We start from the raw sequence: 18,650 nt of genomic DNA on the forward strand, positions 1-18,650 counted from the left end.
GTATTTTTAAAAATTCATCAAGGAGTGGGTTTCTCCCTTTTGCCTTTTTATAAATCCTATTTCCCAGAAATGGGGATATATCTTAACCCTCCTGTAATATCGAGAATTTCCTCATCAATATCCCCCTGGATAGAATGGAGAAGGACTTCCAGGGTCAAGGAGACATTTTTGTTTAAAAAGTATTCAAAGCCTCCCCCCACATTAAATCCAAAATCGTTACTCTGAATAGTTCTGGTTGTATCTGCGATTCCAGGGGTAATGAGTGTTACAATTTCTTTATGTCCGTTGTAGACTCCTGCACCTCCCAGGATATAAGGAACAAAACCTCCTATGGAAACCAACCGGGCTCGAATTCCTCCGGTTACATAGGCCTCATCAAATCGGGTTGGTTCGGTAGTGGAGAAAGTCCCACTTCCTAAGGTGATATTTTCATCGAATTGGATATATCCTCCGAAGAGGGTGAGGGATAAGTGAGGTGCAAAGGTATACTCTCCGTAAGCCCGAAGGCTGAATCCCGTTCCCAGGCCGTTATCATTGTTTGTAAATCTGGCAAACCCCACATCGACTCCACCGGATAAATGATTTCCAAAAAGATTTTGAGCGTAAATTGAGGTGGGAAAGAAAAAGAATAAAATAAAAATCGGGAGGGCTTTGGGTAAGTAGTTAAGTTTTATCATGGCAAGTTCTCCTGTAGGTAAAGGGGTGACGCGACTGACTCCCCACGACGGCTACCCACTACATACTTCCTGTGCGATAAGGGGAGATTGGAAGAGCTTTAAGTAGGCCTGTAAGCCGGGTTCTGTTCCCTTGCGGGCGATAATCATTCATCTAGGATGCCAGTTACCTGGCACCTCCAGCGGCCTACCCGGGAGTTTAGGACGGGACTCTCCTGATACACTCCCCTATTTGGCCTTGCTCCAGGTGGTGTTTGCCTAGCCATCTGTGTCACCACAGATGCTGGTGGGCTCTTACATTAAGGGCTTGCGCCCCCCACCGTTTCACCCATCACCGGCGAGAACCTCCCCTCTGAAGTCCCTCTCCCAGGAGGAAAAGGGCTGGAAGTGAGGTTATCGCTTAGGCTGGTCTGCTCTCTGTTGCACTTGACGTCGGATCACTCCGCCTGGGTGTTACCCAGCACCTTGTCCCTGAGGAGCCCGGACTTTCCTCTCGTGCCTCGAAGGCACCAGCGATTATCCGGCCTGCTTAAAGCTCTCCAAAACTAATCCCCGTTTTCAATCTAGCCGTTAACCCTGAATTTGTCAAGAGAAAAACCGCACATAGAAAGGGTTTACAGAAATCTTCGTAAATTTTATGCCTCCCCTGAAATTTTCCTTATTTTTGTTTACGCATGAATAAAAAAACCGTAAAATAATAAGATTAGAAACGACTTTAACGAATCTCGAAAAATCTCAACCTGACGAAATCTTTTTAGAAAAATAAAGCGGAGGACCTTCCTTGATCTTTTCTCCCCGGTATTTTTCCGTTGAAAAAGAATTCCCTTTGGCTATGGAACAGGTCTGGGATCTTTTGAGCAACACCGAACACCTCAACCGGACCCTCGGTCTACCTGCCATAAATTATAGTCCCCCCACCGGAGCAAAGGAAGGCTTTTATCGAAAGGCCTCAACTCAACTCCTCAAGACCTTTTCCCTTACCTGGAAAGAGTATCCCTTTGAGTGGATTTATCCGGAGCGGTATACCGTATTACGCCTTTTTGAGGGAGGGTTTCTGGAGCGATTTTTTGGTGGTATCGAACTTCAGAGGAAAACCTGGGGAACCCGGGTACGGATTTTCACCCATTTAACTCCTCGAAACCTTTTAGGATGGCTACTTGTTCCTTTAATAGGTCGCAAAGGAGTCCGCGATACCCTGAATTACTGTCAGACCTTCCTCCCACTCACTCCATCTAAGGCCGGGGATCCTTTTCCTCGACCTAAGAGGCGGAATCCGATTCCTTCCAACTCTTTTAATAATTTGTTTACCAAATTAGCCAACTTGCCTGTAGATAAATCCCTCATTCCTCGATTAAGATACCTTCTCCTCCAAGGGAGTGAGGAGGAAATCGTTCACATGAAACCTTTTGCCCTCGCCAAGGCTTGGAAAGCAGATCGCTACGAAGTTCTCCGTCTTTTCCTTTATGCCACAAAAATAGGCCTTCTGAACCTGAGCTGGGAGCTTATGTGCCCGTATTGCCGGGTCATCAAAGCAGAATATGAAACCCTGACAGAACTGTCCAGTCGATTCCACTGTGATGCCTGTGGGATTGACTATGAAGCTAATTTTGACCAATACGTCGAACTCAGGTTTTCGGTCCATCCCCGGGTTCGTAGGGCGGACTATCAAATCCACTGTATCGGAGGACCCGCCCATACCCCCCACGTCCTTGCCCAACAATATCTTCCACCGGATACAGGGCGTGAGCTTTTCTTGACCCTTGGTGAAGAAGATCTTCGGGTCCGGGCATTCCGATATAATCAAATCGTTATGCTGAAGCCATCTCCAGAAAAAATTGAAACGCTAGATCTCCTCTATGGCGAAGAGGGTTGGCAGACCTCTTCTTTAACTTATCGCCCAGGTCCTGTCCGAATACGCCTCTGGAACAAAAGCTCAAAGGTTCTTCTGGCCCTTTTAGAAAAAGTACAATGGGATCCCTATGCCGTCCCGGCGGCTTATGTGACCACACTTCAAGAATTCCGAAGTCTTTTTAGCTCGGAAGTGCTTGCCCCGGATCAACAAATCGGTATTGAGAACCTTTCTGTCTTCTTTACCGATCTAAAAGGTTCCACGTCCCTCTATGAAGAGGTTGGAGAAACTTCTGCCTTCAATCGGGTTCGTACCCATTTTCAATTCCTTACCCAACGGATTAAGCGCCATGAGGGAGCTATTGTAAAAACCATTGGGGATGCGGTAATGGCTGTTTTTTCTTTACCTGAACGGGCCGTCCAGGCGGCCTTAGAAATTCAATCGGAAATTGAAGAATTTAACCGATCCTTGGCCCTTGATCCGCCACTGATTATTAAAATTGGAATCCACCACGGTCCTGCTATCGCAGTCAATGCAAACGATCGCCTGGATTACTTCGGCAGAACCGTAAATATCGCAGCACGAGTTCAACGGGAAAGTCGGGGAGGGGATGTCGTTCTGACCCAAGAACTCTTCCAGGACCCCCGGGTTCAGAAAGTCTTAAAAGATTTTCAAATTAAAGTCGATCCCTTCCAAACTGCGTTGAAAGGGATTGAAGGTACCTTTACCCTTTACCGTCTCTATTTATCTCGCCCGCAGGTCCTATAAGTTTTTTAATTCAGGGGTTTTATTTAACCCTTCTCTGTCTTCCCTTAAAAACTTATCGGCAAGGTCTCTTTTAACCCTCTATGGGGGATTTTTCTTTTTACCTGAATTGGATAGCCTCTGTTGTGTCCTGACCTTCCAAAACGTATCGTCCTCCTCTTTATGATTAAACCAATAGGTCCCATAAGACCGAAATCCCATTTAGTGAAAACAACCCGTATTATTGGAGAATCAAGGGTTGGCATGGTAAATGCTTACTCAAGTAATGAATTCATTAACCTGGAAGAATCCCTGTTTAGGTTATTCTTTTCCACTGGTTGATAGGAGTATTAGGTAATAGAGGGAATAAATCAAGTACCCTGCTGGAATAGATTTACAACAAGATAAAAGAGAGAGAGGAGGTGAGGGGAGATGTTATCATGGGCACTTACTTTCTTAATTATAGCCATTATTGCCGGGGTCCTGGGTTTTGGTGGGATTGCAGGCACCGCGACAGAGATTGCAAAGGTACTGTTTTTCGTCTTTCTAATTTTATTTATTATATCCCTGATCACGGGCCGAAGAACTCCAGGTGTTTAACCGAATCGGAACCCAAACTCTGTACTTTTACGTTTTTTCCATAAATCAGGGATTTTGTTTATCCATGAAAAGTGTAGAAGTAGGGGGTGTGGGATGTGGGGGTATGGGGGTATGGAGGTATGGGAGTGGGGGATATGTACATGTAGAGTAGAAGTGTGAAGGCAGGATTTTTTTGTAGTTAACGTCGCGTTAGCTGTTTATGAGATAAAAGAAGATAGGGAGGTAATGAGTACATTTATACTCTTACACTTCCACTCCCATACTCCCATACCCCCATACTCCCATATTCCCATACCCCCATACTCCCATACCCCCATACTTTCCCACTTCTGCGGGGTCAGAGTCCTATTCCTGCTTGAGAATTCTTCCATCTCTCAGGATAATCCCTTCAACGGTATTTCCTTTTCCGGTTCCATCCTGGGTATGAAAAATCACATCGTATACTTCTGCAATTCGAAGTTCACCGTAGAAAAAGATGACCCCGACCCGAACACTGAACTGGATGGCTTCACCTTCTTTAAAGAAAGGGGAAGGAATTGAACTCTGAACAAAGAAAATATAGGGACTTGAAATCTCACACAGGTGAGGCATTGAATCCACACGATCAGAGGTATAGGTTTTGAAGTGTTCTCGCCAGGCCTCCGAAGTGATATTTTTTGTACTTCGGAATTCCTGGGTATAAAGGGTCAATTTTTCATAGACTGGAGGACCGATCTCAGGATTTACAGTTCGAAGATCCGCATATCTGAAAGTAATACGATCCTTTCTGGCTATCTCTCCAAGGAAGGAAGCGGCCCCTCTTACCAGAACTTGATCCCCTGCCCTCGTTCCCTGAACCGGGCTGGGAAGTACAACTTCACATGTGGGTTCACCCCTTACCGTTAAGGAACTTCCCATGATTAATGAAAAAAACATGTAAACCATTCCAAGGATACTTTTTTTTATCATAATCTATTTCCTCTCCAGAGAACAAAGGCGGATCAAGGCATCTTACCCGTATCCTGGAGCACAGATCTCTGACCCCTTATATTTGCAGGGGAAACGTTTGCACTCCCAAAAGTCGGAATTCCCTCATAGCTTTAACGATAGGCGTTATTTTTAACGTGAATAAAAGTTAACAGAATTTATAGATTTTGCAAGCCTTGTTTTCAAAACAAGGACTTTGTAAAATTAAATTATCAGGGGTGTTTAATAAAGAACTTTTTTTGATTTTTAAAAGAGGAATCTCAAATTGAAAGTCAGGCCGTTAGTATGGATTATCAGCAATCAACATTGGCCACGGGTATACTTACGAGCTGAGTTGATTGAGCGTGGATTCGATGCAATTGGGTATGAGGAGATTTCTACCGCGCTTCGATGGCTTCGCTATCCAAGGACTCCAAAACCTCAGATTATCGTCTTGGAGTTACGTGGGCAGTCCCTGACTCCCAGGGAGTTAGAAAGACTTAAACAGTTGGGTATTCCAGTTATTGCCCTGGGTGGTGCTCTGGAGTTGAACGCGCCTTTAATTAAAGGATTTGAATGGGCCGCCATCCTGAAACGTCCTTTCAGGATCGGGGATGTGGTGGATTTGATTGAGCGGTTGATAGAAAAAGTTGAAGATTAAACTTTGGAATAAAAAGAAAAGTGTCCCTTTAACGGCCAGGTTTGATAATATCTTATGCTAAAGTATTATTTATTGATATTATTTAGAATGGGTATTGACAAAATAATTTATATTCCATATATTAATATTCTACATCCCTAGATTTTAAAGGGCGAGGATTCTAATTCCTCGCCTTCATTTTGTGCCACATATCTATCACATATTTAACCAAATCATCAGGAAAGGAGGCGTAGGATACAAAATATCCTTAAAGGAAAGGAGAGTTATGAAAACTTTAAAAATCAAAACCATGGCAGGGGTTTCCCAGGATAAAAGCTTGTGGTTTTATCTCCAGGATATTGGGAAAATCCCTACCACTACCAGAAAGGAGGAGCAGGAGTTAGCCGAGAGAATTCAGAAAGGGGATTCAGAAGCCATGCGTCGCCTGGTAGAAGGAAACTTAAAATTTGTAGTGAAGGTGGCTCAGAGTTACCAGGGATGCGGTTTACCTTTGATTGATTTAATCAATGAAGGAAATTTGGGGCTTATAGAAGCGGCGAAACGATTCGATCCTTCAAAAAAGGTTAAGTTTATCTCCTATGCGGTGTGGTGGATTCGACAGTCTATTTTACGGGCTTTACCTGAACAAGGTCGTACCATTCGATTACCTTTAAAGCAAGCAGGGCTTTTATTAAAACTGGATAAGGCTTATAACGAGTTGTCTCAGCAAAAAGAGGGAAGGGAACCGACTCCGAAGGAGATTGCCGAGCGAATGGATATTTCAGAGGAAGAGGTCCGGGATATCCTGGAATTCTCGAAACGACCTTTATCTCTTGATGCCCCAACGCTGGAAGATGAAAATATTAGTCTGATGAACCTTGTGGCCAGTAAAGATAGTCTGGCACCTGATGAGGCCGTGGTCAACCAGACCCTCATCGAGGAACTTCGGAAACTCCTAGACGAGCTAGAGCCTCGAGAGGCGACTATCCTGCGATTACGATTTGGGCTAGATGGAGAAGGGCCTTTAACCCTGGAAGAAATCGGGGGAAGGTTACATCTGAGCCGTGAAAGGGTTCGACAGTTGGAGAAGCGGGCCAAAGAAAGATTAAAAAAGCGGGCAGATGCTAAGAGTTTAGGGGATTATCTGAATTAGATATAGGTTTATCCGCTATTCTTTTCCCTGGAAAGGTCTGAACCCCTACCCTCCCCAGGGATAAGGAAGGTAGGGTAGGGGTTCAGACCTTAGTTTTTTTATTTGGAACTCCCCCTCCTATGAATACCCAGAGTCATGCCATTCTTAATCTCTTTTTATTAAGAAAAACCCTTGAAAAAAAGCCTATTCCTGTAGATCATCTCAATTCTGTCATTGTAGGCGGATCTATTTTGCCAGATATTCCCATCTTATTCTTTACCTTTTGGTATCGATGGATAGTTCCTACCCCTCACCGGATCATCTGGAAGACCCTTTACTTTCGGGAAGACTGGCAGACGCTTTTCAATCTTTTTCACTCCTTTCCTATTTTTTTAATTCTGACCGGACTGGCGTATTATTTTTCTAAGCCCCGCCTATGGATTTTTTTTATGGCCAGCCTCTTGCACTTTTCCGAAGATTTTTTTGTCCATCAAGAAGATGGCCATGCCCATTTCTTTCCCTTGAGTTCGTATAAATTTATCTCTCCCATCTCTTATTGGGACCCGGGGAGTTTTGGTCAATATTTTTACATTTTTGAGTCTTTCCTCATGTTGGTCATCTCTTTTCCTGTGTTCAGATATATAAAGACCGGATGGGGCAAGGTCTTATTAGTTTTAGCCAATGCTTCCTTATGGGGAGGTCCTGTTTTTTGGCGTTTTGTATTTTCTCATTCTCTTCCTTAGAGAAACCCATTTATCCTAATAACCTTTTTAAAAAAGTTGTAAGCTTTCTCAAACAGGAGCAACTTTATAATATATGGAGGTATATCAACTGGCCCATCAGTTTCAACCTTTACTTGCCCGATATGTAGCGGAAAATCAATCGCTTCGAGAGATATTGGATTTGAAGGCAAAGCCTGTATCCCTGACCTTTTTGGCGGCCGGGGAAAACAATCTGGCTTTTAAGCTTTCTTCTCCGTCTGAATCAGCTTCGCCTGCCTGGGTCCTTCGATTTTGTTTGATTCCTTCTCGATGGAAATCCAACGTGGAACAGATTGCCTATGAATATAAAACCTTAGAATACCTTAAAGGTTCGGGTATTACAGCAGAACCCTGTTATCTGGATCTCTCCTGCCAGAGATTTCCTTACCCTTTGATGGGGATGACCTTCCTTCCCGGACGTATCTTGAATTATGATAACGATCTGGCCAGGTGTGCCAGGATCTATGCCCAACTCCATGCCGTAACCATATCCGATGAAAAAAATCACCTGTTAAAGAATACCCATCCCCTTACTTTGTACTACCGGGAAAGCCTGAGGTTTGCTCAGAAATATTTGGGTTGTATGAAGGGAGATCCTCTGGTTAAGAGGATTCTGGAATTCTTTATTCGAAAGGCGGAAATCAAAAAGGACCAGGAACCTTATTTGCTGAGCCAACCGGTTAACGGAATTAATCACATTGATGCCACCTTTAATAACTGGCTCATCGATGAATCCCAGGATCGGGCTTATCTGGTGGATTGGGAGTGGGCTGAGTACGGAACCGTAGCCGGAGACTTATCGCACTTTCTCTGTCCGACTTTGGTATATCGGCATAACCGTTATATCCTCAGTGAAGAGCAGCGAATCTTTTTCCTGAAAACCTATTTTGATCATTGTCCGGACAAATCGAGGGAAGCTATTATTCGGGAGCATCTTCGGCTGGTCCTTCCATTTATTGTGTTACGCTCTACTACCTGGGCAGCTTCAGTGATGGTGGATTATCTGGAAGGTACCAAGGTCATCGAGCGACCAGAGTCGTTAAGGAAAGTTAAGGCCCATCTGGAACTGGACTTTCTGGAATGGTTAAAGAAACAGTATTTTGAAGATTAACTCATGGTCCGTTGCCGGTCAAAGGAGGAAAAGCAATAGACAACGGATATCGACAGAAGATGTATTATGATTTTTAAACAACGTGTATCCCGTGAAAGAGGTCTTATTGAAGGAGATAGGCTCATAGAACTTCATCTTTATCCTGGAAATCTCTGTAACCGGGAGTGTTCGTTCTGTACCGTCTTAGGAAACCCCAGGGGCTGGTACAAAAACTATACTTCAGAACATTTGGAAGGAGCGCTTCAGGCGGTTTGTACCCACGAAGGGGCTACCATTAAATTTTACGGCGGTGAACCGACGCTGGATTTTGAGAACGTTATCTGGGCCATGGGGTATCTCAGAGAGAAAGGATTCCGGGGATCTTTTGTGATCTATTCCAATGGAATCCAGGCCACCCGATTGATTCAAATGATAGAATCCGATCCCTTAAAACGGACCACCGCTTCCTTAAACTATTCCATTACCACGGGAGATGGTGCCCCCCCCATGCCTGAGAAGGCCCTTAAAATACTGGAAGAATATGAATCCAAGCATCCGGGAACTATTGCCATTGGGCATCCTGCCATTTTGGATATGGGAAGGGGTTTTGAATCCTTCCGAGGGGATTCAACCCGACCCAAGCAGAGTAGCCAGTGCCCCCATTGCTATCCCGTATTAACCACCCGGGGCCGTTTCCATGCCTGTCCTTTTGCCGTTGAAATCGAGGCTCCCCATTTTCAACTGGGTACCTTACACTCTTCCCCTGGGCAAATCTCCAGGAACTTTAAAATATTTCTAAACTGGTTGGATACCGTCCATGAACCCTATGCCGTAAAACATCATTTACCGGCCTGTACCGTTTGCCATAAACATCTGAAGGATCTTCCGATCCCTTCGTTCCTTCCCGAAAAGGCTTAAGATTCTGAATCGGCACTTTCAGGAAGTAAATACCCACCAAAAATTCTTGACTATCTCCTTGAAAATAGTTATAGTGCATCATCAAAGCTGGTCAACAAAGGAAAAAAAAGAAAAGGAGTTCTGAATATTTCTCTCATCTGAACTTTTAAGACATTTCCAGGTATGGGTATGCTTATTACAAGGACAGAGGATCTTTACCGCATACTTCCCGAGTTGGAAAAAATGGATCTGGTTGCCGTAGATACCGAGACAACGGGACTGGATCCCCATCTGAATCAGGTCATCTTGTTCCAGATCGGAACGCCAACAAAACAATTTCTCATTGATACCCGAAAGGCTTCTCTAGAACCCTTGAGATCTTTTCTGGAGGGTCCCAAGCCCAAAGTTTTACATAATGCCAAATTTGATTACAAAATGATTCGTGGCACGTTTGGAATTAAAATGGAGAATCTGATCGATACGATGATTCTGGAGCAGGTACTGACCAGTGGCGCGCAGGAAAGGGGTTTTGGACTCAAAGATTTGGCCGCCCAGTATTTGAATATTGACATGGATAAGTCGGAACGAAGCAGTTTCATGGCCCACACCGGAGATTTTACAGAAGCTCAGCTGGATTATGCCATTCGGGATATCATCCATACGTATCAAATCCTTCTAAAACAGGTACCCAAGATCGTTCAACAGGGTCTTGAACACACGGCCAAACTGGAGTGTTTGGTTATTCCAGCATTTGGAGATATGGAGTTCGATGGGTTTTTCCTGGATACGGAAAAGTGGAATCAGTTGATCAAAATTTCTGAGATAGAGCGAGATAAGGCTAAAGCGGAGTTGGACCGGATCTTTAAAGCGACCCGGAAAAGTGATAATTTATTTGGATGGGTAGATATCAATTATGATAGTGACGAGCAGCTCAAGAAAGCCCTGGCCGATCTTGGGATCCATGTGGAAGATACCAGCCGGGAAACCTTAATGGGTATCAAGCATGAAGTTAAAGATTGGCTCCTGATCTACCGGGAGCATCAAAAAGTCCTCAGTACCTATGGAGAAAGTTTCCTCAAGCATATCCATCCCAAAACAGGTCGCATCCACTGTGACTTTAAACAGCTTGGAGCAGAAAGTGGCCGTGTTTCCTGTACCAACCCAAACCTTCAAAATATCAAGGCAGAATCTGAGTTCCGAAGCGCGTTTGTAGCCCCCCCGGGACGAAAGATCATCACCTGCGATTATAGCGGTTGTGAATTACGAATTATTGCAGAATTGAGTGAGGATCCTGTTTTCTTGAAAACCTTCCATGAAGGGGGAGATTTACATGCCATTGTAGCGTCTACCATGTTTAACAAACCGGTCAGTAAGACTGAGAACCCTGAGTTACGGAAACAGGCTAAATTTATTAATTTTGGTCTGGCCTACGGGATGGGTGCGCAAGGTTTAGCCACTCTGGTCGGCTGCTCCGAGAAAGAAGCTGAAAAACTCCTCAATCAATACTTTAAAACCTATCCTAAAATTAAAAAGTTTTTAGATAATGCAGCGAAAAAAGCCTTAAAAGAAGGTTATTCGGAAACCATCGGAGGACGAAAACGGTATTACGATATTTCCCAGATTCATTCCAATCCCAGGGAGCGTGCGGCCATTGAACGTAAAGCAAAGAATGCACCTATTCAGGGTACCAATGCAGATATGACCAAACTGGCCCTGGTCTATATACGAGAAGAGTTTAAAAAACGTAATCTGGATGCTTTACTGGTGAACACCGTTCATGATGAGATTGTGGTGGAAAGTGCAGAGGAGATTGCCGAAGAAGTTGGAAAACTCGTGCATGATTGTATGGTTAAGGCTGGGAAATATTATCTGACCAAGGTTCCCGTTGAAGTCGAGTACGAGGTGGCCGAATTTTGGAAGAAATAGGTGAAGCCATGGGCGCAACCTACGAATTAAGTTTCGAGAAGAAGATCATCGAAATTGAAAATAAGATCGCGGAACTTAAACGGCTTTCTATCGGGGAAGAGGTAGATTTTTCTGAAGAGATTCGAAAATTAGAAAAGAAAGCCAGCGTCTTAACCCAGGAGATTTTCTCTAAACTTACCGATTGGGAAAGAACGCAGGTAGCCCGACATCCCAATCGGCCTTATTTTTTAGATTATATAAGCCGGATAACAACGGATTTTATAGAACTTCATGGAGATCGTCACTTTGGCGATGATAAGGCCATCGTGGGAGGATTGGCCAAGCTAGATGGACGATCCGTTGTGTTTATCGGGCACCAGAAGGGACGAACAACCAAGGAAAATATTGTTCGCAACTTTGGTATGCCTCACCCGGAGGGGTATCGAAAAGCTTTGCGGTTAATGAAACTGGCCGAAAAATTTAAGAAACCCATCATTACCATGATCGATACCCCGGGAGCTTATCCGGGTATCGGTGCCGAGGAACGAGGGCAGGCCGAGGCCATTGCGGTTAATCTTCTGGAGATGTCGAAGCTTCAGGTTCCTATCCTCGTGGTCATCATCGGTGAAGGGGGAAGTGGAGGGGCTTTAGCTTTAGGAGTCGGTAATCGGGTACTCATGCTTGAAAATTCCATTTACTCGGTTATTTCCCCGGAAGGCTGTGCTGCGATACTCTGGGAAGATCAAACCAAAGCCCCCGAAGCGGCTGAAAGGCTCTGCCTTACCGCCAACCACCTGATGGCTTTAGGAGTTATCGATGAGATTGTAAAGGAACCCCTGGGAGGAGCCCATAAAAACCACGATGAGATGGCCTCTATCCTTCGAGAAGCCCTTAAACGGCATCTCAAAGAGCTGGACCTGTTCACCCCGGAAGAACTGGTCGAGCAGCGATATCAAAAATTCCGTGCCATGGGTGTATTTGAGGAAGGATAATGGCCCGGGACTCTCAACCGGGATAATATCCGGCCCCCCTCCCTTTCAAGGGTATTTTTTTACTAACCTAACCCCTTCCCGACCCAGGAAGGGGGAGCGTGGGAATGGCCTATGAACCGACTCTCCCCTTACCCCCATACGGGCCAGGTTAAGCTGAAAAGCCCCGTTGGGGGCGAATTGTCGGTAGCCCCCCAACGCAAGTCGGGGGTTTCAGTCATTCAGAATTTTTTCAAGCTCCAGAGGAGCGGCCTGTTAAACAGGTGGCCCCGCCGGGGCTAACCTTCTTATCCCGGCCCCTATGGGAGTCGGAAGGGGTTAAGCCCAAAAATACCCTTGAAAGCCTCCCTCCAGGGCTTTGAAGAGAGGTAGAATTCTGTACTCTAAACAGCGAAGGATCTTTCAAGATCCTTCTTTCTACCAGAAATCTCCCCTTGATGGGAGGTTTCTTAACGGACCGTTCCCAGAGAACTTTAGCCCTTAATCTAATCCCCTGCCTTCAGGGATCTTTTTAAATTCAACGGGATCGACTTACAAAGCTTAAACTAAGGCTTGCCGAATAGCGGTCTCCAGTTTTACCAGATCGGTCCTTACCTCTTTACCCAGATGGACCCGCAACGCCCGTCGATCCCGTTCCGTCAATACCTGGAAATCACCCCGTGCCTGGGCTGCTTTTACCACTCCAAAGGTATATTTCTGTCCGGGTACCGGCAAGTCTATGGCATCTTCACAGGTAATTTGTAAAAAGACCCCCCGGTTCGGTCCCCCTTTATAAACCTGACCGGTAGAGTGTAAGAAACGAGGCCCAAAGCCCAGGCAGGTGGCTACCTGTTTGGCGTCCCGCACGGCATGTCGCAGAGCTTGCAGGAGTTTCTCGTGAGCCTCATTCATTTCCACGTAGGCCAGAACTGCAAAATAGTCGTTCGCCTGGAGTCGATTTAAGTGGGCTTTAAGATAAGTTACCAATGATGGGTCCGACTCTACGGCTTCTTTCAGCGCTCTGGCGTTCTTCTCATCGGTAAAGAGCTGGAGACTACCCTCTTCCAGAATCGGAATTTCCGGCGGAAGTGCACCGGTTCGTTCATATTCGCTTGTTAGTTTCCGCGTTTCCTCTTTACTGGCTTCCACATCCGGCTGGTCAAAGGGATTAATTCCTAAGATGGAGCCGGCAACGGCCGTTGCCATCTCCCAACGAAAGAACTCTTCCCCTAAATCGTAGATCTCATTTACAGAGATACGGACTACTGGCTGTCCGGCCTGTTCGAGACGGTCTATGGCCTTATCTTGAGACTCATCCGGCTCAGACTCCAACCTGATATAAATAAAGATCCGATCCTGTCCATACACGTCGGGAGAACCCAAAGATTCACGATCCACAGGAATCAACCCCTTCCCTTCTTTGCCGGTTGATTCCGCAAGCAATTGCTCTAACCAGGCCCCCAGGTCATAAATGCCCGGTGAAGTGATGAGGGTAACCTTATCATAACCCCGATTGGCCAGGACTCCCAGGATAGTCCCCAACACAACCCCGGGGTTTTCTTCGATGGGCATGGAAGGCTTACAAGCCCGGACCATGTCTTCGGTGTGGCTCAAGAACCTCTCTACGTCTACTCCCATGATGGCAGAGGGAATCATTCCAAAATCCGAAAGGGCGGAGTACCGACCTCCGATACTGGGTACCCCGAAGAAAATATGACGGAAACCATCCTTTTCAGCCATCTGCTGCAGCTTCGAGCCCGGATCCGTGATGGCAATAAAACGGTTGCCGACTTCTTTTTCGCCGACCACTCGTTTAACCTGCTCGAAGAAATACTGCTTAAAGATGTTGGGTTCGAGAGTACTTCCCGACTTACTGGATACGATAAACAGGGTGCTGGCCAGATCGATTTTGCTTTCGAAGGTGTGAATTTGAGCCGGATCTGTGGAATCCAGAACCAACAGTTCGGGATAACCGGCCTGTTTACCGAACGTCATCTTCATGACTTCAGGACAGAGACTGGATCCCCCCATTCCTAAAAGCAAGGCGTGGGAGAATCTGGCATTTTTCACCTCTTCGGCAATACTTTTAAAGCGTTGGAGGTGTGCCAGTTGATCTGCCGTAATCTCTAACCATCCCAGCCAGTTTCCCTCTTCGGTTCCCGTCCAGAGAGAGGCATCCCGTGCCCACAACCGCCTGACCTTATCCTCTCTCTGCCAGGCTTCGAGGGATGTCTTAACAGCAGCGGTGAGGTCCTCGGATAGTTTGAAAGTTTGACGGTTGATGCGATAGGTAGAAACGGCTTCCATATTTTTCATCTCCTGGGATTCCAGAGGGCTTTTCGGTTTAGGCCCGAGGCCCGATCATTTCTTCCGGGCGAACGAGTCGATCAAACTCTTCGCCGGATAGATACCCCAATTCAATACAGGCTTCCCGTAAGGTTTTACCCTCTTTGTAGGCCTTATGGGCGACCTGGGCAGCTTTATCATAACCGATATACGGACTCAAGGCGGTCACCAACATCAGGGAATTATGGACATATTTCTGAATTTGCGGCAGGTTCGGTTGAATACCGACCACACAGTATTTGGTAAACAGAAGACAGGCATCGGATAAGAGGGTGACCGAGTGGAGAAAGTTGTAAATGATAAGTGGTTTAAATACGTTTAATTCAAAATTACCCTGTGAGCCGGCAAAGGTAATGGCTGCATCGTTACCCATTACCTGAACGGCGACCATGGTCAGGGCTTCACTTTGGGTGGGATTTACCTTGCCGGGCATAATCGATGAGCCCGGTTCATTCTCCGGTAGGATAAGCTCACTGATTCCACATCGGGGACCCGAGGCGAGCCAGCGGATATCGTTGGCGATCTTCATCAACGAACAGGCCAGGGTTTTCAAAGCACCCGAAGCCATTACCAAAGGATCGTGGGCGGCAAGATAGGCAAATTTGTTAGGTGCCGAGACAAAGGGAAGGCCTGTAAGTTCCGCGATCCTGGCAGCTCCTCGCTCGGCAAACTCAGGATGGGTACTAAATCCTGTCCCTACGGCGGTACCTCCCAAAGCCAGTTTGTAGAGGTCTGGCAGCACATTTTCCAGACGGTTTAAATTCTCCTCCAGTTGGGCCACATAGCCAGAAAACTCCTGTCCCAGGGTGAGAGGAATAGCATCCTGAAGGTGGGTACGACCGATCTTGATAATCGAAGCAAATTCCTTGGCTTTATCTGCCAGAGCGTCCTTCAGTCCGGTAACTGCTGGAATTAATCGCCGTTTTAACTCCGTAGCAGCCGCAATGTGCATGGCGGTGGGGAAGGTATCGTTGGACGATTGGGACATGTTGACATGATCATTGGGATGGATGGGATATTTGCTTCCCATTTTCCCACCGGCCAATTCAATGGCCCGGTTGGCAATGACTTCGTTGACGTTCATGTTGGTTTGCGTACCACTTCCTGTCTGCCAAACCCGTAAAGGGAAATGGTCATCGAGCTTGCCTTCAATGACTTCTTCGGCCGCCTGAATAATGAGTCTGGCTTTGTCCGGAGGGAGTTTACCCAGATCTCGATTTACCTCTGCGGCAGCTTTTTTGAGAATCCCAAAAGCCCAAATAATTGGCCTAGGCATGGTATCCTGGCCGATGGCAAAATGAATCAATGAACGCGCAGTTTGTGCTCCGTAATAACGATCTGCGGGTACTTCAATCGCACCCATACTATCGGTTTCAATACGTATGGCCATCTTTGATGAGGAAGCTTGATCTGACATCATTCTCCATCTCCTGAAGGGTCCAGGGTCAGGAGTCAGAACTCAGAACAAAATTCCTCACAGGGGGAAAACCTTTCCTTATGTTTAGATTTTTAACCTGTAGCCAATTGTGAAGGGGAAGTGGAACCCATTCGCCGTTCACTAGGGACTCCTTTCTGATTTCTCAGATCTTAATTTTTGACTTCTGACTTCGGACTCCTGACTTCTGACCTCTGGCTTCTAAACTACAACCCTGAAGCCTGTAAGGCCGCATAACGGGCTGCACCCCATAGGGCCGTCTTATCGTTCAGAATAACCCGTACCGGAATGGCTTCGAGCAGGGGACTGAGTCGGCCTTTTGCAGTAAATGCCTTCCTGAACAGAGGGCCTTTTAACTTCGATAGGATCTTGGGTGCAATCCCACCTCCGAGAAAGATACCGGCGGTTGCCATGATTTTCAGGGCGAGGTTACCGGCTTCTGCCCCATAAATGGTTACAAAGAGATCCAAGGCCTGGATGCATAATCGGCATTTACCGGTCAGGGCAGCCTGTGAGATAACGGTAGAAGGATCCTGCTGGCGCATGGCCTCGGCAATCCAGGCAATTTCTTGACCACGTCCCGTATCCCGCAAGAATTGGTAAATATTGTACAGGCCGGGCCCTGAGAGGACCCGTTCATAACTGACATGCTCAAATTTTGTCAGCAGATAACGCAGGAGTTCTATTTCCAGATCATTTTGAGGTGCGAAATCGGTATGACCTCCTTCACAGGCAAAGGGGCGATGTTGTTTGCCATCCCAGTACAATCCGGCTTCACCGAGTCCGGTTCCGGCAGAGATAACGGCAGCGTTTCCTGTGGCTTCTGGAACCCCTGGGTTGAGAACGACAAAATCCTGGGGCTTAAGGACGGCGATACCATAGGCATGGGCTTCTAAATCATTGATAAGGTTTACGGTCTCCAAACCCAATGCATGGGCCAGATCCTCGGCTTCCACCACCCAGGCCAGATTTGGGGTTTCTACACGCCCCTGCCGAACAGGCCCTGCAATGCCAAAGCAGGCCAGGTCAATGGGGAGTTTATGGTCGGAGATAAACGTGGTTACAATTTCGGTAAGACCTGCATATTCCGGACTGGGATACGTTTTTTCTAGGACCATCTCCAGGCGTCTGTTTCTGACCTTGAAGAAAGCCAGCCGTGTGGAAGTCCCTCCAATATCCCCTGCAAGAATCATAATTTCCTCAAGATTTTGCCTGATCGGCGTAACGCTTTTCCAAGGCACTTACCTTAGCCAATCGCCGGCAATGCCGTTCCTCTCCACTAAAACTGGCTTTTACATAGGCACAGACTAACTCCCGGGCCATCTCTACCCCGATCACCCGCGCACCCAGCACCAATACATTCATATTATCGTGTTCCACGCCCTGATGAGCCGAGTAGGTATCATGACAAAGACCTGCACGAATACCGGGAATCTTGTTGGCTGCCACCGATGCCCCTACACCGCTACCACAAATTACAATACCACGATCTGCCTGGCCTTCGAGGAGGGCACGTCCAACCGCCTCGGCATAGTCTGGATAATCAACGGGATCTGAGCTATAAGTTCCTAGATCGATCACCTGATAGCTCAATTGAGTCAGAAAAGCTTTTATATTCTCTTTTAGTTCGAACCCTGCATGATCAGCACCTATGGCAATTCGCATAGATGTCCTTCATTCCTTCTTCAAAAGGTTAATATCTCCTCCACGGAGATTCCTTGGGTTGCGATTTTTATCCTCTTTCTGAGGATAATATAGTGACGAATCCAGTCAAGTGAAAAGTGCCAAGACATTTCTGCCGGATTTCTTCCAAACTTAAAAAATTTTATGAAAATAACTTGATAAAGATAGACTCAAGTTTTATATTACTAGTAGAATCGAGTTTGAAAGAATAAAAAACTTACCTTTTAAGTGAAGGAGGTAGTAAAGATGGCAATTCAAAGATGGCGTCCATTTTCCGCTTTAGAATCTTGGGGTTCTTTAGAAAGAGGTTGGGATCCCTTTCGATGGCTTTCTAATGTACAGCGTGAAATGAACCGAATATTTGAGGAAGCTTTTGGAGATACCGGGTTAGAATCCCTTAGCACCCGGGAATGGAGTCCTGCCGTAGAAGTATACGAAACGAAGGATGAGCTGGTCGTCAGAGCGGAACTTCCTGGAATGAAGCAGTCAGATATTGACGTATCGGTAAGTGATGGCAACCTCATCATTCGCGGAGAACGTAAACGGGAAAGTGAGATAAAAGAAGAGAATTACTACCGAAGCGAATGGACCTATGGAGCCTTCAGACGATCCATTCCACTTCCGGCAGGGACGGATCCCAATAAGATCAAAGCGACTTATCAGAATGGGGTTTTGGAGGTAAAGTTGCCAAAGCCCGAAGAAGCCAAACCCAAGCAAATCAAAATCAACGTCCAGTAAACCAAAAGCCCCGCTTCCAGCGGGGTTTTTATTTGCATACGCCCTAAAAGTCTCTGGAACTTTTTAACAGAGAACCACTCTAATTTTACAAAATCCTCTGATTAAACATAACCTGTACCAGTTTCTTGTGAAAGGATACCTAAACGATCTGGTTCTTTCCTCGTTTATCCTGAACTGTCAAGGGCGAACGGACTACGACAGCTTTATGAAACCTTTCCCTATGAAATTGGTATTACATCTCTT

General features: G+C 46.1%; 16 protein-coding genes and 1 other RNA gene. 10 read left to right on the forward strand and 7 right to left on the reverse strand.

Annotation, left to right across the window (positions count from 1 at the left end):
• Positions 1–56 precede the first annotated feature (56 nt).
• Both VNM22_08430 and rnpB read right to left on the reverse strand, forming a co-directional pair.
• On the reverse strand, positions 57–677 hold the full coding sequence (locus tag VNM22_08430; GenBank protein ID HWP47171.1) for an outer membrane beta-barrel protein: 621 nt from the start codon (positions 675–677) through the stop codon (positions 57–59).
• Positions 678–772: 95 nt separating this feature from the next.
• Positions 773–1,206: RNase P RNA component class A (gene rnpB, locus VNM22_08435), an RNA gene on the reverse strand.
• A gap of 249 nt (positions 1,207–1,455) precedes the next feature.
• Between rnpB and VNM22_08440 the strand changes: the two genes are divergently transcribed.
• On the forward strand, positions 1,456–3,291 hold the full coding sequence (locus VNM22_08440) for a DUF5939 domain-containing protein (protein ID HWP47172.1): 1,836 nt from the start codon (positions 1,456–1,458) through the stop codon (positions 3,289–3,291).
• Positions 3,292–3,699: 408 nt separating this feature from the next.
• Positions 3,700–3,867 (forward strand): DUF1328 domain-containing protein, encoded by a 168-nt coding sequence (locus VNM22_08445; protein HWP47173.1) that lies wholly within the window; start codon positions 3,700–3,702, stop codon positions 3,865–3,867.
• Between the two features lie 345 nt (positions 3,868–4,212).
• Here VNM22_08445 and VNM22_08450 read toward each other — a convergent pair whose 3' ends face one another.
• Positions 4,213–4,815 carry a hypothetical protein gene (locus VNM22_08450; protein HWP47174.1) on the reverse strand — a complete coding sequence of 201 codons (603 nt, stop codon included), beginning with the start codon at positions 4,813–4,815 and terminating at the stop codon, positions 4,213–4,215.
• A gap of 283 nt (positions 4,816–5,098) precedes the next feature.
• Here VNM22_08450 and VNM22_08455 point away from each other — a divergent pair, with 283 nt between their 5' ends.
• The 7 genes from VNM22_08455 to VNM22_08485 all read left to right on the forward strand — a co-directional run bounded on the left by VNM22_08455 (position 5,099) and on the right by VNM22_08485 (position 12,229).
• Positions 5,099–5,473 carry a hypothetical protein gene (locus VNM22_08455; GenBank protein ID HWP47175.1) on the forward strand — a complete coding sequence of 125 codons (375 nt, stop codon included), beginning with the start codon at positions 5,099–5,101 and terminating at the stop codon, positions 5,471–5,473.
• Positions 5,474–5,738: 265 nt separating this feature from the next.
• Positions 5,739–6,605 (forward strand): RNA polymerase sigma factor RpoD/SigA, encoded by an 867-nt coding sequence (locus VNM22_08460; protein ID HWP47176.1) that lies wholly within the window; start codon positions 5,739–5,741, stop codon positions 6,603–6,605.
• Positions 6,606–6,724: 119 nt separating this feature from the next.
• Positions 6,725–7,327 (forward strand): hypothetical protein, encoded by a 603-nt coding sequence (locus tag VNM22_08465; GenBank protein HWP47177.1) that lies wholly within the window; start codon positions 6,725–6,727, stop codon positions 7,325–7,327.
• A 73-nt stretch (positions 7,328–7,400) separates the two neighbouring features.
• Positions 7,401–8,456: an aminoglycoside phosphotransferase family protein gene (locus tag VNM22_08470; GenBank protein HWP47178.1), complete on the forward strand. Its 1,056-nt coding sequence runs from the start codon at positions 7,401–7,403 to the stop codon at positions 8,454–8,456.
• A 66-nt stretch (positions 8,457–8,522) separates the two neighbouring features.
• The gene (locus VNM22_08475) at positions 8,523–9,353 is read left to right on the forward strand and encodes a hypothetical protein (protein ID HWP47179.1); all 831 of its coding nucleotides are present in this window, start codon (positions 8,523–8,525) and stop codon (positions 9,351–9,353) included.
• A 162-nt stretch (positions 9,354–9,515) separates the two neighbouring features.
• Positions 9,516–11,258 (forward strand): DNA polymerase, encoded by a 1,743-nt coding sequence (locus VNM22_08480; protein HWP47180.1) that lies wholly within the window; start codon positions 9,516–9,518, stop codon positions 11,256–11,258.
• A complete protein-coding gene (locus tag VNM22_08485) occupies positions 11,246–12,229 on the forward strand; it encodes an acetyl-CoA carboxylase carboxyltransferase subunit alpha (protein ID HWP47181.1) in 984 nt (327 codons plus the stop codon). Before VNM22_08480 ends, VNM22_08485 begins: the two co-directional genes overlap by 13 nt.
• 537 nt (positions 12,230–12,766) lie before the next feature.
• On the opposite strand, the gene VNM22_08490 is transcribed toward VNM22_08485, so the two are convergent.
• The 4 genes from VNM22_08490 to rpiB all read right to left on the reverse strand — a co-directional run bounded on the left by VNM22_08490 (position 12,767) and on the right by rpiB (position 17,651).
• Positions 12,767–14,512 (reverse strand): bifunctional transaldolase/phosoglucose isomerase, encoded by a 1,746-nt coding sequence (locus tag VNM22_08490; GenBank protein HWP47182.1) that lies wholly within the window; start codon positions 14,510–14,512, stop codon positions 12,767–12,769.
• 37 nt (positions 14,513–14,549) lie between these two features.
• Positions 14,550–15,971 (reverse strand): class II fumarate hydratase, encoded by a 1,422-nt coding sequence (fumC, locus tag VNM22_08495; protein ID HWP47183.1) that lies wholly within the window; start codon positions 15,969–15,971, stop codon positions 14,550–14,552.
• Between the two features lie 221 nt (positions 15,972–16,192).
• Positions 16,193–17,179 (reverse strand): glucokinase, encoded by a 987-nt coding sequence (gene glk, locus VNM22_08500; protein ID HWP47184.1) that lies wholly within the window; start codon positions 17,177–17,179, stop codon positions 16,193–16,195.
• A 7-nt stretch (positions 17,180–17,186) separates the two neighbouring features.
• A complete protein-coding gene (gene rpiB / locus VNM22_08505; GenBank protein HWP47185.1) occupies positions 17,187–17,651 on the reverse strand; it encodes a ribose 5-phosphate isomerase B in 465 nt (154 codons plus the stop codon).
• A gap of 264 nt (positions 17,652–17,915) precedes the next feature.
• Between rpiB and VNM22_08510 the strand changes: the two genes are divergently transcribed.
• Positions 17,916–18,407 carry an Hsp20/alpha crystallin family protein gene (locus VNM22_08510; GenBank protein HWP47186.1) on the forward strand — a complete coding sequence of 164 codons (492 nt, stop codon included), beginning with the start codon at positions 17,916–17,918 and terminating at the stop codon, positions 18,405–18,407.
• Positions 18,408–18,650: the final 243 nt, after the last annotated feature.

The organism is Candidatus Limnocylindrales bacterium (assembly GCA_035559535.1).
Lineage (GTDB): Bacteria > Moduliflexota > Moduliflexia > Moduliflexales > JAUQPW01 > JAUQPW01.

What these genes read in the sequence shown, in the direction of transcription:
- VNM22_08475 (HWP47179.1), top strand. Translation starts at nt 8,523, where the DNA reads ATGATTTTTAAACAACGTGTATCCCGTGAAAGAGGTCTTATTGAAGGA.
- VNM22_08445 (HWP47173.1), top strand. Translation starts at nt 3,700, where the DNA reads ATGTTATCATGGGCACTTACTTTCTTAATTATAGCCATTATTGCCGGG.
- glk (HWP47184.1), bottom strand. Translation starts at nt 17,179, where the DNA reads ATGATTCTTGCAGGGGATATTGGAGGGACTTCCACACGGCTGGCTTTC.
- VNM22_08460 (HWP47176.1), top strand. Translation starts at nt 5,739, where the DNA reads ATGAAAACTTTAAAAATCAAAACCATGGCAGGGGTTTCCCAGGATAAA.
- VNM22_08450 (HWP47174.1), bottom strand. Translation starts at nt 4,815, where the DNA reads ATGATAAAAAAAAGTATCCTTGGAATGGTTTACATGTTTTTTTCATTA.
- VNM22_08510 (HWP47186.1), top strand. Translation starts at nt 17,916, where the DNA reads ATGGCAATTCAAAGATGGCGTCCATTTTCCGCTTTAGAATCTTGGGGT.
- VNM22_08430 (HWP47171.1), bottom strand. Translation starts at nt 677, where the DNA reads ATGATAAAACTTAACTACTTACCCAAAGCCCTCCCGATTTTTATTTTA.
- VNM22_08465 (HWP47177.1), top strand. Translation starts at nt 6,725, where the DNA reads ATGAATACCCAGAGTCATGCCATTCTTAATCTCTTTTTATTAAGAAAA.
- rpiB (HWP47185.1), bottom strand. Translation starts at nt 17,651, where the DNA reads ATGCGAATTGCCATAGGTGCTGATCATGCAGGGTTCGAACTAAAAGAG.
- VNM22_08470 (HWP47178.1), top strand. Translation starts at nt 7,401, where the DNA reads ATGGAGGTATATCAACTGGCCCATCAGTTTCAACCTTTACTTGCCCGA.
- fumC (HWP47183.1), bottom strand. Translation starts at nt 15,971, where the DNA reads ATGATGTCAGATCAAGCTTCCTCATCAAAGATGGCCATACGTATTGAA.
- VNM22_08490 (HWP47182.1), bottom strand. Translation starts at nt 14,512, where the DNA reads ATGGAAGCCGTTTCTACCTATCGCATCAACCGTCAAACTTTCAAACTA.
- VNM22_08480 (HWP47180.1), top strand. Translation starts at nt 9,516, where the DNA reads ATGGGTATGCTTATTACAAGGACAGAGGATCTTTACCGCATACTTCCC.